At 57.3% G+C, this 13,778-nt stretch carries 12 protein-coding genes and 2 pseudogenes; 2 read left to right on the top strand and 12 right to left on the bottom strand.

All coding sequences use genetic code 11. The features are described 5' to 3' along the window. Positions 1–68 precede the first annotated feature (68 nt). The 6 genes and pseudogenes from arsC to PHX60_RS02200 form a co-directional block, all read right to left on the bottom strand. A pseudogene (gene arsC / locus PHX60_RS02225) lies at positions 69–404 on the bottom strand (arsenate reductase (glutaredoxin)); the annotation flags it as partial. Continuing rightward, positions 401–1,429: an ACR3 family arsenite efflux transporter gene (gene arsB, locus PHX60_RS02220; protein WP_300074057.1), complete on the bottom strand. Its 1,029-nt coding sequence runs from the start codon at positions 1,427–1,429 to the stop codon at positions 401–403. The gene arsB and the pseudogene arsC, both read right to left, overlap by 4 nt. A 6-nt stretch (positions 1,430–1,435) precedes the next feature. Further along, positions 1,436–1,939: an arsenate reductase ArsC gene (locus PHX60_RS02215; protein WP_300074235.1), complete on the bottom strand. Its 504-nt coding sequence runs from the start codon at positions 1,937–1,939 to the stop codon at positions 1,436–1,438. A gap of 177 nt (positions 1,940–2,116) precedes the next feature. Then, positions 2,117–2,296, bottom strand: a pseudogene (locus PHX60_RS02210) (helix-turn-helix domain-containing protein); the annotation flags it as partial. Further along, the gene (gene arsJ / locus PHX60_RS02205) at positions 2,289–3,527 is read right to left on the bottom strand and encodes an organoarsenical effux MFS transporter ArsJ (RefSeq protein ID WP_300074054.1); all 1,239 of its coding nucleotides are present in this window, start codon (positions 3,525–3,527) and stop codon (positions 2,289–2,291) included. The pseudogene PHX60_RS02210 and the gene arsJ, both read right to left, overlap by 8 nt. A 1-nt stretch (position 3,528) precedes the next feature. Continuing rightward, positions 3,529–4,572: an ArsJ-associated glyceraldehyde-3-phosphate dehydrogenase gene (locus tag PHX60_RS02200; protein ID WP_300074051.1), complete on the bottom strand. Its 1,044-nt coding sequence runs from the start codon at positions 4,570–4,572 to the stop codon at positions 3,529–3,531. Between the two features lie 151 nt (positions 4,573–4,723). Between PHX60_RS02200 and PHX60_RS02195 the strand changes: the two genes are divergently transcribed. Beyond that, the gene (locus PHX60_RS02195) at positions 4,724–5,479 is read left to right on the top strand and encodes a dihydrodipicolinate reductase C-terminal domain-containing protein (RefSeq protein ID WP_300074047.1); all 756 of its coding nucleotides are present in this window, start codon (positions 4,724–4,726) and stop codon (positions 5,477–5,479) included. Positions 5,480–5,481: 2 nt separating this feature from the next. Here PHX60_RS02195 and PHX60_RS02190 read toward each other — a convergent pair whose 3' ends face one another. The 5 genes from PHX60_RS02190 to PHX60_RS02170 form a co-directional block, all read right to left on the bottom strand. Further along, positions 5,482–6,504 (bottom strand): GGDEF domain-containing protein, encoded by a 1,023-nt coding sequence (locus PHX60_RS02190; RefSeq protein WP_300074044.1) that lies wholly within the window; start codon positions 6,502–6,504, stop codon positions 5,482–5,484. 8 nt (positions 6,505–6,512) lie between these two features. Then, positions 6,513–7,253: a tRNA (guanosine(46)-N7)-methyltransferase TrmB gene (gene trmB / locus PHX60_RS02185; RefSeq protein WP_300074042.1), complete on the bottom strand. Its 741-nt coding sequence runs from the start codon at positions 7,251–7,253 to the stop codon at positions 6,513–6,515. Further along, the gene (gene gluQRS / locus PHX60_RS02180) at positions 7,250–8,161 is read right to left on the bottom strand and encodes a tRNA glutamyl-Q(34) synthetase GluQRS (RefSeq protein WP_300074040.1); all 912 of its coding nucleotides are present in this window, start codon (positions 8,159–8,161) and stop codon (positions 7,250–7,252) included. The genes trmB and gluQRS overlap by 4 nt, the downstream gene beginning before the upstream one ends. After that, positions 8,158–9,273, bottom strand: a complete 1,116-nt coding sequence (locus PHX60_RS02175) for an FAD-dependent oxidoreductase (RefSeq protein WP_300074232.1) — start codon at positions 9,271–9,273, stop codon at positions 8,158–8,160. Before PHX60_RS02175 ends, gluQRS begins: the two co-directional genes overlap by 4 nt. 214 nt (positions 9,274–9,487) lie before the next feature. Beyond that, a complete protein-coding gene (locus tag PHX60_RS02170; protein WP_300074038.1) occupies positions 9,488–10,489 on the bottom strand; it encodes a DNA-binding protein in 1,002 nt (333 codons plus the stop codon). Between the two features lie 118 nt (positions 10,490–10,607). Here PHX60_RS02170 and PHX60_RS02165 point away from each other — a divergent pair, with 118 nt between their 5' ends. Beyond that, positions 10,608–11,720, top strand: a complete 1,113-nt coding sequence (locus PHX60_RS02165; protein WP_300074229.1) for a site-specific integrase — start codon at positions 10,608–10,610, stop codon at positions 11,718–11,720. A gap of 25 nt (positions 11,721–11,745) precedes the next feature. Here the strand turns inward: PHX60_RS02165 and PHX60_RS02160 are convergent, their stop codons facing one another. Beyond that, positions 11,746–13,725, bottom strand: a complete 1,980-nt coding sequence (locus tag PHX60_RS02160; RefSeq protein WP_300074036.1) for a CotH kinase family protein — start codon at positions 13,723–13,725, stop codon at positions 11,746–11,748. Between the last annotated feature and the right edge of the window lie 53 nt (positions 13,726–13,778).

Genomic DNA, 13,778 nt, shown 5'->3' with positions numbered 1-13,778 from the left:
GGGTCATATACCACCTCGCCGTCTTCTTTGGTAAACGGGCTGGGCAAGGGCTGGGGCAGCAGGTCAAGCACCCGTTCTGACGGGCGACACAGCCGCACCCCTTGGGGCGTGACCACGATGGGGCGATTGAGCAAAATGGGGTGTTGCTCAATGAAGTCGAGTAGCTCCTCTTGCGTCCAACGTGGGTTGCCCAAATCCAGTGCGTCGTAGGGCGTGCCTTTTTGGCGTAGCACCTCGCGCACTGACACCCCCATGCGCTGCAATAAGGCTTGCAACTCGGCCCGGCTGGGTGGATTTTGCAGGTACTCGATGATGGTAGGCTCGATACCGCAGTGGCGCATTAGCGCCAGCACGTTACGCGAAGTGCCGCATTGGGGGTTGTGGTAAATCGTGATGTGGGTCATGAACGGCTTTCTGGGGTTTTGTCAGGGTTCCAAGCATTGACCATCGCCACCAGCGACAGCATCACCGGCACTTCTACCAGCACGCCCACCACGGTAGCTAACGCCGCGCCCGAGTTCAAGCCAAACAGCGAAATCGCCACTGCCACGGCCAACTCAAAAAAGTTAGACGTGCCAATCAAGCAGGCAGGCCCGGCCACGTTGTGCGGCAATTTGAGCCAACGCGCCGCCCACCAGCTGATAAAAAAGATGCCATAAGTTTGCAGTACCAGCGGCACGGCAATCAGGCCAATCACCAGCGGCTTGGCGACAATCGTACCGGCCTGAAAGCCAAACAACAGCACCACCGTGGCAATCAGCCCGACGATAGACCAAGGCTTGAGCTGCGCGACAAAATCAGCCACCGCGTGCGCCGAGCGCCGCTGTAATAAATGCCGTGTTGCCATGCCAGCCGCCAGCGGCAGCACCACATACAGCACGGTAGAAAGTACCAAGGTTTCCCAAGGCACGGTGACATTGGTCACGCCGAGCAAAAAGGCGGCAATGGGGGCAAAAGCCACCACCATAATCAAATCATTGACCGAGACCTGCACCAGCGTGTAATTGGCATCGCCCTTGACCAATTGACTCCAAACAAACACCATCGCCGTACACGGGGCCACGCCGAGCAAAATCATGCCCGCGATGTATTCGCTGGCCGATTGGGCATCCACCCACGGGGCGAAAAGGACTTGAAAAAACAACACCCCCAGCGCTGCCATGGTGAACGGTTTAATCAGCCAATTCACCACCAGCGTGAGCATCAGCCCTTGCGGCTTTTTGCCCACATCTTTCACGGCGGCCCAGTCAATCTGAATCATCATCGGGTAAATCATCACCCAGATAAACACCGCCACCACCAAATTGACTTGGGCGTATTCCAAGGCCGCAATGGCCTGAAAAACACCCGGCAGCGCCAGCCCCAAGGCGACACCAGCACCAATGCCCAAAGCCACCCAAACGGTCAAAAAGCGTTCAAACAAACCCATAGTGCATCAATCCGCAGTGCTACCAATCTGGCGCAGTTCTTTTTGCAGCGATAGCTGGTCCAGCTTAGGCAGCGGCAGGCTCAAAAACAGCGAAATGCGCCGGTGCAGCACCCGGAATACTTCGCTGAAAGCTTTGTCCAGGTTATCCGGGCTACTTTTCACGCTGGCCGGGTCTTGCATCCCCCAATGGGCCGACATCGGTTGGCCGGGCCAAACGGGGCAAACTTCACCAGCGGCTTGGTCGCACACGGTCAGCACAAAATCCATTTTTGGTGCATCCGGCTGGGCAAAAACTTCCCAATTTTTGCTGTACAAACCCTCGGTAGGAATTTTGTGGCGTTGCAGCAGCGCCAGCGCTTGCGGATGCACTTGGCTGGACGGACGGCTACCGGCACTGTAGGCGCGAAACTTGCCGCCGCCCAACTGGTTCAGCAAGGCTTCGGCCATGATGCTGCGCGCTGAATTGTGGGTGCAAATAAAAAGTACGTTGTAAACCGGCTTATCAGACATGGTGAGAGTTTCTTTCGTGGTTTCAAAGGTTTCGCAAGATGCACATACCAGCAAAGGGGTGTCGATACAAGGCTGGCCTTGGCAGCAATGGGCCGTCAGGTAAGACAGCAACTCGTTCATGGGCGTGATAGCGGCGCGGTAAATTTGGTATCGGCCTTGGCGCTGCACCTGTACCAAGCCAGCGGCGTGCAATTCTTTTAAATGAAAAGACAACACCGTGGCCGAGGCCCCTAAGCTATCGGCCATGCTGCCGGGGGTCAGGCCGGTTGGCCCCGCCACCACCAACAGCCTAAACAGGCGCAAGCGGGTTTCTTGTGCCAAAGCGCCCAGGGCGCGCACTACTTGTGCTTCATTCATGGTGCTTGCTTGTTTCTTTCGATAAGGGAAGGGCCAGGGTGGCCAGCCAGCATAAGCCGAGCATGATGGCAGAGCCTATCAGGGCATAGAGCAAGCCACCCCACTGGTAGAGTAGCCCAGACAGCAAGGTGCCCACAAAGCGCCCCAGGGCATTGGCGGCGTAATAAAAGCCAACATCTTCTGCGGCCTTTTCGGAGCCAGCGTAGGCCAAAATCAGGTAAGAATGCACCGAAGAATTAACGGCAAAGGCAAAGCCAAACAGGCACAGCCCGCCCACCACCACCCACTCTAAAGCAGGCACTTGGAAGGCCACGGCCAAAGCCAGCCCCACCGGAATCAGCGCCAGCAGGGCCGACCACCAGCGTGCCGCTGGCACTTCCGCGCTCAGGCCATCGCTGCTGCGGCGCACCAAGCTCGGGGCCAGTGCTTGTACCAGGCCGTAACCTATCGTCCAAGCGGCTAAAAAGCTGCCCACCATCGTGAAGTTCCAGCCCGCCGAATACAAAAATACCGGCAAACTGACCACAAACCAGACATCACGCGCACCAAACAACACCACACGGGCAGCGGCCAGTGCATTGATACCGGCATTTTTGGCAAATAACTCTTTGGCCGAGCCAGAGGCTTTGCTCTTGCCCATCATCTGCGGCAACGAGGTGACGACCCCCAACAACACCAGCGCCAGCAAAGCCGCCATCGCCCAGAGCGAGGCTTGAAAGCCCAGCGTTTGCAACAGCAAGCCGCCCAAAAAGAAGCCAATGCCCTTCATGGCATTTTTACTGCCGGTAAACCAAGCCACCCAGCGGAACAACTGGCCCGCGCCCTGCTCTTTGGCCTGTGCTTGCGTGACTTTGATGGCGGATTTGCTGGCGGTTTTGGTCAAATCTTTGGCGACACCGCAAATGCCCTGCGCCAGCACCACCCAAGCCACCGACATGGCTGCCGTCCACGCCGGATTGAGCAAGGACAGCAGGGTAAAGCCGATAATTTGCGTCACCAGCCCGACCGTCAACATGCGCGTGATGCCGTAGCGCGTGGCCAGCCAGCCGCCGAGCAAATTGGCCGCAATACCAGCCGCCTCATAGAGCAGAAACAAAAACGCCAGCGTGACCGAAGAATAGCCCAACTGGTAAAAATGCAGCAGCACCAGCATCCGCAAAGCACCGTCGGTGAGCGTGAAGCCCCAGTACGAGGCCGTGACGATGGCATAGTTGCGCTCAGCGGCGTTCATACTAAATGCCTACGTCTTGCATGTGGCAGGCCAAATCGACCATGCGGCAGGCATAGCCCATTTCGTTATCGTACCAAGCATAAACTTTGAGCAAAGTGCCATCGGTAACCAGTGTGGACAGGGCATCAATAATCGAGCTGCGCGTGTCGTGGGCGTAATCGGCACTGACCAAGGGGCGCTCCTCATAGCCCAAAATACCTGCCAGTGGCCCGGCTGCTGCCGCCTTGAACAGGGCATTCACTTCTTCAGCGCTGGTAGCGCGTTGCAGTTCAAACACGCAATCGGTGAGTGAAGCATTCAGCACGGGTGCGCGCACCGCATGGCCGTTGAGTTTGCCTTTCAGCTCGGGGTAAATCAGGGCAATCGCGCTGGCGCTGCCGGTGGTGGTGGGGGCCAAACTGAGCATGGCACTGCGGGCGCGGCGCAGGTCTTTGTGCGGTGCATCCACCACTAAATTGGTATTGGTTGGGTCGTGGATAGTGGTGATTTGCCCATGCCGAATGCCGATGTTCTCATGCACCACTTTGACCACGGGGGCCAAACAATTGGTAGTGCAAGAGGCCGCCGTCACAATCTGGTCATGCGCTGGGTTGTATTGTTGGTGGTTGATACCTACCACGATGTTCAACACCCCACCCACCTTGACGGGTGCAGCCACAATCACCCGCTTGGCCCCGCGTTGCAGATGGCCTTGGAGGGTCTCGGGGGTTAAAAATTTGCCGGTGCATTCCAACACCACATCCACGCCCAAATCGCCCCAAGGAATGTCTGCCGCTTGGGCATGGCTGCTAAAGGATAAGCGTCGCTGGCCAATCAGAATGGCCGCTTCGCCCTCGGCTTGGATGGAAGTACGCCATTTTCCTTGCACGCTGTCAAAAGCCAACAGGTGCGCGGTAGCGGCAGCACCGCCTTTGATTTCGTTCAGATGTACCACCTCTAAGCGGTTGCCTGCACGGGGGTCATCCAAGCCGCGTTCTGCGGCCCCCAAAGCAGCCCGCAGTGCCAAGCGCCCAATACGCCCCATACCGTTGATACCGACTCTCATGATTTTTTGCCTTTCTAACTATTCAATAATTTAATAACTATTGAACTATTGCACAATTTTATGACGAAAAGATGTCTTTGGTTATAGTGGCAGCCTAAGAGCGTGTTCGCGGTCTTATAGCCATCCAACCACAAGCAGGAGAGACAACTTGATGAAAGTAGGCGTTTTAGGTTATGGCAGGGCGGGTAAAGCGGTAGTCAATGTGCTGTCGAGTGACCCACGTTTTGAGCTGTGCTGGGTGATGCGTGGCCGTGCTGCGCCTGCCACACCGCTGCAAGGGCTAGAGCCAGTGCAGCTGGTGGGCTTAGACGGTTTGGACTTAGAGCAGTGGTTGGACCAGCATCCCGTTGATGCGCTGGTGGATTTTTCTCAGGCCGATGCCGTCTATCGCTATGGCCCCGTGCTGCGCCAACGCGGCATCATGCTGGTCAGTGCCATCTCGGCCTACAGCCCAGAGCATTTAGAGTACCTGCGCCAAATGGGCCAAGATACGCGCGTGATGAGTTCACCCAACATCACCTTGGGCATCAATTTTTTGCTGTTGGCGGCCAAAATGCTGCGCGAAATTGCGCCGTTTGCCGATGTGGAAGTGGTAGAACAGCACTTTCGCGAAAAGCCCGAAATCTCGGGCACGGCGCGCAAAATTGCCGAATCCTTGCAGCTAGAAGACGGTAGCATCACCTCGCTGCGGCTGGGCGGCATTGTGGGCCACCACGAGGTGATTTTTGGTTTTCCGCACCAAACCGTGCGCCTGATTCACGACTCGATTCGCCGCGAAGCCTTTGGCACTGGGGCTGCTTTTGCTTTGCAAGAACTGGCCCAATGCGACAAGGGCTTTTACAGTTTTGACGATTTATTGATGCAAAAAATCCGCCATCAACTGCTGGCAGGCCACTCGCAGGCGTAAGGCTAAAAAAACTCTACGTCATCGTGGGCGACTTGGGTAACCAAATCGCCACTGGCAATCAAGTCTTCATAAAAACAGACTTGGTTGCGCCCATGTTCTTTGGCGTAATAAAGTGCTTGGTCGGCTTGGCCCAAAATTTCTACCGGCGAGCCTTGGGTGGCATTGACAAAGCCCACACTGACGGTGACTTGGCCCACCTGTGGAAACGGATACTCTTGCACTTTTTCACGAAAGCGGTTGAAGGCATTGCGTGCCTCGTCCAGCTGCACCGAGCGTAGCAACACCACAAATTCTTCGCCGCCAAAGCGAAAAATGCGGTCTTGGGTACGAAACGAGCTGCGTAGCACATTGGCTACCAAAATCAGTACCTCATCGCCATACAGGTGGCCAAAGCGGTCGTTGACTTGCTTGAAATGGTCAATATCAATCACGGCCAGCCATTGCTGTGCCGCTGTTTGGCCATCGGGCAAATCATCATTGCAAATGGGGGCGTTGCTATAAGCTTGGCGCGAAAACTGCTCGTCAAAAGTTTTGCGGTTGTACAGGTCGGTTAAAGCATCGCGTTCGCTGTAGTCCAACAAACTTTGGTAGTTTTGATAGACGTTGAAGATGCCCGTAATCACTTCCAACCGGTGTGCCGAAAACGGCCGCTTTTGGCTAATTTCTAGGCAGGTACCAACCTTGTCGTGCATCCACACGGGCAACCACAGCACATGGCGGCCCCGGCGTGGCGTGGCAATGACGTAGCTTTCGCGGCGCTGGATGCAGGCGTGCAGTTCGGGCACATTTTCTAGCGGCTGGCGTTGCGGGTCTTGGCCGGGGTCGGCATCGGTAGAGGCCCATTCTTGCGCGTTTTTCCAAGTGCGTGGCCGCAGGTGCATTACCCCATCCAACAAAAACAGTTCTAGGGCGCGCACTTCGACAATGTTGGACAGCTTTTGCAAGGTGGACAACACCGAAACTTCTAGGCGCAGGTGATCCCGCTGCCCTGTCATTTCGACCAGATTTTGCAAAATAGGCTTCATGAACAAAATTAGCTGCGACGCAAAAATACCAAGTCCCACACGCCGTGGCCTAGGCGCAGGCCTCGGTTTTCAAACTTGGTCAGGGGGCGGTAATCGGGTTGCAAGGCGTAGCCATCGGCTTGTTGACTGCTGTTGTGCAGCAAGGGTTCCATGCCCAGCACGTGCAGCATTTGCTCGGCGTAGGGTTGCCAGTCGGTAGCGCAGTGCAGGTAGCCGCCGGGCTTGAGCCGTGCTGCCAACTTAGCCACCAGCGGCGGCTGAATCAGGCGGCGCTTGTTGTGCTTTTTTTTGTGCCACGGGTCTGGGAAGAAGATGTGGATGCCATCCAGACTGGCCAGAGGCAGCATTTGGTCTATGACTTCTACGGCATCGTGTTGCACGATGCGGATATTGTGCAAGTCTTGCTCGCCAATGCGTTTGAGCAAGGCACCCACGCCGGGTTCATGCACTTCGCAGCACAAAAAGTTGTCGTTGGGACGCACACGCGCAATGTGCGCGGTGGCCTCGCCCATGCCAAAGCCAATTTCTAATACCAGTGGGGCCTCACGACCAAAGGCAGCTGGTGCATCCAAGGGTTGCGGGCTATAAGGCAAGATAAAGCGCGGCCCTAACTCAGCAAAGGCTTTGGTTTGGCCGGTAGTGGTGCGTCCAGCGCGGCGCACAAAGCTTTTAATCGTCTTGGGATAGGCCACACCCGCAGGGGCAGCACTGTCAGACGCGGAAGGAGGAGTAGGGGAAATTTCAGTCACGGGGGCCGATTGTAGAGATGCGACCAAGCTTGTACCCACAGGTTCAGGGCATCGGACAGTGTAGCGTGTTCTGATGTCGGTTTTGTTAGCCCCAGCACTTGGGCGGCGGCAGCCAGGGCTGTGAGCGGCTGGCTCACATCCAAAGCCGGGGCACCCTGTTGTTTGGAGAGTTTTTCTCCGTGGGCATCACACACCAGCGGCGTGTGCAGGTACTGGGGTGTGGGTACACCCAAGGCGCGTTGCAGCAGCATTTGGCGTGGCGTATTGTCGGCCAAATCTTGGCCGCGCACGATATGGGTGATGCCTTGGGCTGCGTCGTCCACCACCACCGCCAGTTGGTACGCCCACAGGCCATCGGCACGGCGCAGGACAAAATCGCCCACGGTTTGGGCCACATTTTGCTGCTGTGGCCCCAAGCGTCGGTCGTACCAATCGACTATCGGGGCCGTTTGTGTATTAAAGCGCCATGCGCGTGCGGTGCGCCCTTGCAATCCATTGCGACAAGTGCCGGGGTAAGGCAAGGTGGCATGGCGTTCTGGGGCATGGCCTTGTGCTGCTTGGATGGCGGCAATCTGTTTGCGCGAGCAGGCACAGGGGTAGGCCAAGCCTTGGGCCAGCAAATGGTCTAACGCTTGTTGGTAAGCGGCAGAGCGTGTCGATTGCCAAAGCACCGGCCCATCGGGCTGCAAGCCGCAAGCGGCCAATTGGTGCAAGATGGTTTCTGCGGCATCGGGCAAGCAGCGCGGCGTGTCCACATCTTCGATGCGTACCAGCCAGCGCCCACCGTGGCCGCCGTTCCAAGCGCGTGCATCTAACCAACTGGCCAGCGCTGCCACCAAGGAGCCAGCATGAAGCGGCCCGGTAGGGGACGGGGCAAAGCGGCCCCGGTAAGCGCGTTGGTGGCTCATTGCTCGTCTGGCAAGTCCTTTGCTGCATCAAGCATCGCCTGCATGATGTTGTGCTCAAAGTTGGCACTAAAGTCTGCGGCCAAAGCCAGCTCTAGGCCAGAAATAAAGGCATCTTCTAAGCGATGGCCTAAACACCAATCACCACAGGCCCCGATGTTGAGTTCACTGTCGATTAAATGGGTTTTGCCCAGCGGCTGGGTGGTTTGTGCATAGGCCCAACGGCGCATTTCGACATACTGGGGTTGCGCGTGGATGCCCGTCACTTCGGCAAAGGCTTTGAGCAGCTTGGCTTGTACGCGGCTGGGGTCATCGTGCAAATGCTCGTGCGACCATGCCGGGCTGGCTTGCACCGTCCAGCGCTCCACCAAGCCGCGCTGTGGTTTGGAAGACTCGCGCGCCAGCCACGCGATGCGGTGGTGGGTACTGCGTGCGGCATTCCATTGCGGCCCCAAGGTACCGGGGTGTACCGCTTGCGGAAAGGCCAGCATCATCGACCAGCAGGGGGCGGTAATCACGCCCGCAATCTCTGCCGCCAGCGCTGGGGCGATTTGGGATTGCGTGAGTAGCGTGCGGGCCAAGTCGGCTGGTTGGGCCAACAGCACCGCATCAAAACCCGCCAGCACCTGTTGCGCGCCCGCTGGGCCTTGGATACGCAATTGCCATTGTTGCGGATGAATCGGGTCGCGCTCAATGGCGACTACTTGCGCTTGAGTGTGCAGGTGGCCGCCCTGTTGCAGTGGCTCGGCCCACGCAGTGGCCAAAGCGTCCATGCCGGGGGTGGCGACCCAATGGGCCTCGCCGGGCGGCTGGCTGGGCGAGGCCACATGGCCGGTGGCATCTAACACCCGAATGGCATTGGCACTCCAAGGGCGATACAGGCCGGGCACGGTATCCAGAGCCAAGGCAAAACGCTCATCCCGGATGGTGAAATACTGCGCCCCGGCATCAAAACTGCCAAACGGGGACTCATGGCTGGCGGTGCGTCCGCCCACGCGCTCGGCCTGCTCAAACACCGTGACCCGATGGCCAGCTTGCAACAGGGTACGCGCACAGGCAATACCCGCCAAGCCAGCACCCACCACGGCGAAATGGCGCGGCACTTTGGCGGGCATCTGAGGTACCTTGGCAACGGAGGCGCTAGAAGCGCGGGCAGCAGAGGAACGGGGCATGGCTAACCTTTCAGCAAGTGCAGAAGAAAACAACAGAGACGCAGACCTTGGCACACTCTACACTGCCTGCGCCCGAGAATTTTGCCAACACCAGCTTTTGCAGCGTTTGCCAGCGGCATGGGCTGCAAAAATATGGCCTTGCTATACGGCGCTGTGGCTAGACACCGCGCGGCAAACGCTTGCTCGGCGTAGCACTGCGCCGCAATGCCGGGCGCAAACCAGTACGTTTGCGTTCTGGCGCTTGCACTTTAGCTTGAGGGGCAACAGCTTGCTGGCTTTGCCATTGCGTGAGCAACAAGGTCGCTTGGCTGGCTTGGCCTTGCGCCAACGCCAGTTGCTGCTGCAAATGGGCGATTTGTGTTTGTTGTTGCTGGGTTTGTTGTTGTTGTGTGGCCAGTTGCTGCTCTAGCTGGGTTTGCATTTGGATGCTTTGGCGTTCTTGCGCCTCCAATTCCTGCTCAAACTGATGATTGAGTTGTTTGTTGAGTTGGCGGGCGCGGTCCACTTCGGTCATCCAGCGGCGCTCATTTTGCTGGTAGCGCTCTTGCAGTTGCTGGCGCTCTTGCTGGGCCTGGGTTTGCACTTCTTCTAGGCGCTGCTGTAAGGTGGCGTGTTGTGCCGATAGACGCTCGAACAAACCTTGTTGCGCGCTCATCTCGGTATCACGCTGGGCGAGGCTGCGTTGGCTGGCTTTCCAGCGTTCGTTGCTTTCGTGCAGTTGTTGCGTACACAGCTGCAAAGATTCTTCTAAGGCGCGTAGGCGTTCATTCAGGGCGGTTTCACGCGCATGGAGCTGGACGCGGTCTTGCTCTAGCTGCTGCGCCTGCTGTGCCAAGGCTTCGCGCTCGGCATGGTGGGCGGCAGCGGCCTGTTGTTCGGCCTGCTGGCAGGCTTGCAACCACCCCTCTTGCACCGCTTGCCAGAGTACCGGCGGCAAACCAGCGGCGGGTTCGGGCGCGCTGGCGCTGTCTTGCAAGCGCTGTCCTAAACCAGCAAACCAGCGCTCCAACATCGGGCTGACGGTATTGGGCGAGCCTCGGCCTATGCGCTGGCGGATGCGTTCAATGGTGGGGCGCAAGCCTTCGTGCAGCAGAGCATCAGCGGCTTGGGCCACATCTTCGTATTGGATGCCACGGGGGCCAGAGAGGGGGGAGTTCATGGGGGATAGGGCCTTCTTTGTAAAATAGGTCTCGATAAGGAATGCTTATCGTGGGCTATTTCTATTATTTGTAATATATCATACATCTAACATATTTTTTAGAACAAACAACATGCCAATGACAGAAAATCCGCTCTCTTTGCTGCACCACGCTGCTGCTTTACAACCCAGTGGCCTGAGCGAGGACACACAAAGCGCCATCGACGCCCTGATGCAAGAAGGTGAATCGGCCAACACCGTGGCCAGCTACCGCGCGGCGATGCGCTATTGGGCGGCGTGGTACGCTTTGCGCTATGGCAGTCGTATCCAGCTGCCGCTGCCGGTGGCTTGTGTGTTTCAGTTCATCGTGGACCACGCCCAGCGCATCACGGCCAAGGGCTTGGCGGCAGAATTGCCCGCTGCCATCGCCGCGCAATTAGAAAAAGAGGGTTACAAAGGCAAAAGTGGCCCGATGGCCTATGCCACGCTGGCGCACCGGGTGGCGGTGATGTCCAAGGCGCACCAGCTGCGCGGCTTGGCCAATCCGTGTATGGATGTGCAGGTGCGGGATTTGCTCTCGCGCACGCGCAAAGCCTATGCCCGGCGTGGCGCTTTGGCACAGAAAAAAGCCGCCTTGACCAAAGATGCGCTCCAAGCCCTGCTGGCTACCTGTGACGATGCTTTGCGCGGGCAGCGTGACCGGGCTTTGTTGTTGTTTGCTTGGGCCAGTGGCGGGCGGCGGCGCTCGGAAGTGGCAGAGGCCGAAATGCACTACTTGCAGCGCGTGGGGCCAACGGATTTCGTCTATACCCTGCAACGCTCTAAAAGCAACCAAAGCGGCCAAGACCGCCCAGAAAACCACAAACCGATTTTGGGCATGGCTGGGCAAGCGCTGCACGTCTGGCTAGAAGCCAGCGGCATCACCAGTGGGCCGATTTTTAGGCGCGTACTCAAAGGAGGGCATTTGGGTGGGCCATTGTCGGCGGCCGCAGTGCGCGACATTGTGCAGGCGCGTTGCGCCTTGGCTGGGTTAGAAGGGGATTTTTCGGCGCATTCTTTGCGCTCGGGTTTTGTGACGGAGGCGGGGCGGCAAAATGTGCCGCTGGCCGATACGATGGCCATGACCGGCCACCAAAGCGTGGCCACGGTGTTGGGTTACTTTCGCGCCCAGACCAGCGTACTCAATCCAGCGGCACAGTTGCTCGATGGCGATGCCTTGGCAAAACCAGCGGGGCCAGACCAGCAACCCTGACCCCATTGGCCACTGGCCATTGGCATTACTGCACGATTTGACCGCCCTGAACCACAAAAGGAAGGATGCCAAAATAGCGCGCATTGGCCGATTCGGTTCTATCGAACGCTTCTTGGGTGTTGCCTTTGCTGTCGGTGGCGGATACCTTCAAATACCAGCGTCCATCCGGCAACATCGGTGCCAGCCATTCGTTTTCGGTCAAATTGTTTTGCAGTCTGACATTGGAGAAATCGGGGTTTGCCGAAATCATCGCGCTGTAACGCACCGCGTCGCCCTGTAAATCCACCGATGGCCCCCAGCTCAACTTGATTTGGTTACCTTGGCTGGTCGCCGATTGCCAGAAGGGCATGGGGCTTTCCAGCGTGCGGGTGAAGTTAGCGAGATTGGTTTGAACCACCTTGGCGATGCGGCTGCATTCGGCATCCCATTCGCTGCTGGCGCTTTGGCTGGCCAGTGGCAGATGCTCCAAATCCGGGGGGCTGGTTACCAAGGGTTCAATCAAGGGGCGGTAGGCATCAATTTTTGCCTTGATTTGGGCTTCGGTCAGGTAACGTTCGGCAAGCTGGTTCACCATCGCCACCAGTTCGTCCCGGTGCTTGGGAGAACTCAGGAAGCGCTGGTGCAGGGCCACGCCCCACCAGTTGGCCAGCGTTTGCTGGTAGGGGGCATACAGCGGGCCAGCGGCTTGTTGGTCCGGTTGGTCTTCAAAGCCAAAGGCACCATCGTAATCCCAAGGCAGAAAATAGAATTTGTCGTTGGCCTTGGGCTGGTAAAGCGCAAAGTTTTGGTTGACGGTGTCCCGGTTGCCTATCAGGATGTTGGTGGCCAACCAAGTCAGGTAGTTGTTTCGGTCAAAATATTGGCTAAAGACGGCCTCAAAATCGGTGCTTGCATCATTGACCGCCTGGAGCATGGCCAGCAGTTTTTCATGATTGCCGTTGTCGGCCTCCAGACTTAACACCTTTTCGAAATCGGTTTTATTGAGCGGCTTGCCACTGCTGTCCAGGGCGAGATTGGCACTCCAGCGGAAATCGAAATCCTCGGCCTTGTAAATGTTGCCGTCGGTGGGTAAGCCACGCTTGCTGAGGTAGTCCTTGCCCATTTTTTCGACATGGGTGAAAAGTCCAAAGTTTCCGCTGGCGTAACTGATGCCGTTGGCGTTGTTGTTGGTGATGCTGATGCGGGCAAATTGCGTGCGTAAGCTGGGAAGGTGCGGAATGTCTCGGAACAGGTCAAAGGCCAGTTTGTTACGCATCCGGGTCAGGTCATACGGATGTTTGTTGAATTGCAGGGTTTTTTCATTGCGCCAAGCGGCGGCATCGTTGGCGAGTTTGATGCGGTAGGATTTTTGTGCCGAGAGGCGTGTACTCTGGCCGCGTAAGCGCAGCGTGGCATTGCTCGTTTTTCCATCATCAGGATAGCCCTCAATGATGAAATGGGCGGCCACTTCTGGAACGATTGCGTCGTTACCATCTATATCGCCATTCACGTCGGCAAAGGTATAAGTTCCGTCCGTGGTGACTACGGTGGCGTTCAAAACTTTCGCTTCTTCGACTGCATAGACGGATGGCTTGTCTTTGACATAGGGCGATTCTTCCACCGGCACTTCGAGCAGCGATGCCGGGTCTAGCCTAAAAACGTTGAGGTCAGTGGAGCTGAGCGCGGCCTGAAAGGCGCGGGTGACACCGGCATCGGCATACTCCAGATAGGGAATGTTCAGCCTGAAAGCGCCGTTGGCTTCAGCGATAGTGGTGGCATGTACCGCTGAAGTGAGTGGGCTGACGCTACCGACCGAACCCGGTTCCAGCTGAAAGAGTCCGCCGTCGTTGCTGGTCAACGCTGCCCGGAAGCCCTGTTTGCTGGCCCCGCTGTGGTATTCCAGATAAGGAATACTGAGTCGGAAGCCGTTTTGAGCGGCGCTAAAAAAAGGGAATTCTTGGCTGCCGGCCAAGGCTGGCAGCAGGAAAGAAGCCGCGCAACAAAGTTGTTTGATTGAATGGGACATGATGATTGACTAATTTCCGGTGTTTAGACTGGCTCCCGCTTTCGCCACGTAAT

It is taken from the genome of Giesbergeria sp. (assembly GCF_028686475.1).
GTDB lineage: Bacteria > Pseudomonadota > Gammaproteobacteria > Burkholderiales > Burkholderiaceae_C > Simplicispira.
Note: the sequence above shows the minus strand (reverse complement) of the source record. Positions and strands in the feature narration are given on the sequence as shown.

Bases quoted from the DNA above. Each gene is read 5' to 3' on its own strand.
- arsB (WP_300074057.1), bottom strand. From the start codon at position 1,429: ATGGGTTTGTTTGAACGCTTTTTGACCGTTTGGGTGGCTTTGGGCATT.
- PHX60_RS02215 (WP_300074235.1), bottom strand. From the start codon at position 1,939: ATGTCTGATAAGCCGGTTTACAACGTACTTTTTATTTGCACCCACAAT.
- arsJ (WP_300074054.1), bottom strand. From the start codon at position 3,527: ATGAACGCCGCTGAGCGCAACTATGCCATCGTCACGGCCTCGTACTGG.
- PHX60_RS02200 (WP_300074051.1), bottom strand. From the start codon at position 4,572: ATGAGAGTCGGTATCAACGGTATGGGGCGTATTGGGCGCTTGGCACTG.
- PHX60_RS02195 (WP_300074047.1), top strand. From the start codon at position 4,724: ATGAAAGTAGGCGTTTTAGGTTATGGCAGGGCGGGTAAAGCGGTAGTC.
- PHX60_RS02190 (WP_300074044.1), bottom strand. From the start codon at position 6,504: ATGAAGCCTATTTTGCAAAATCTGGTCGAAATGACAGGGCAGCGGGAT.
- gluQRS (WP_300074040.1), bottom strand. From the start codon at position 8,161: ATGAGCCACCAACGCGCTTACCGGGGCCGCTTTGCCCCGTCCCCTACC.
- PHX60_RS02175 (WP_300074232.1), bottom strand. From the start codon at position 9,273: ATGCCCGCCAAAGTGCCGCGCCATTTCGCCGTGGTGGGTGCTGGCTTG.
- PHX60_RS02170 (WP_300074038.1), bottom strand. From the start codon at position 10,489: ATGAACTCCCCCCTCTCTGGCCCCCGTGGCATCCAATACGAAGATGTG.
- PHX60_RS02165 (WP_300074229.1), top strand. From the start codon at position 10,608: ATGACAGAAAATCCGCTCTCTTTGCTGCACCACGCTGCTGCTTTACAA.
- PHX60_RS02160 (WP_300074036.1), bottom strand. From the start codon at position 13,725: ATGTCCCATTCAATCAAACAACTTTGTTGCGCGGCTTCTTTCCTGCTG.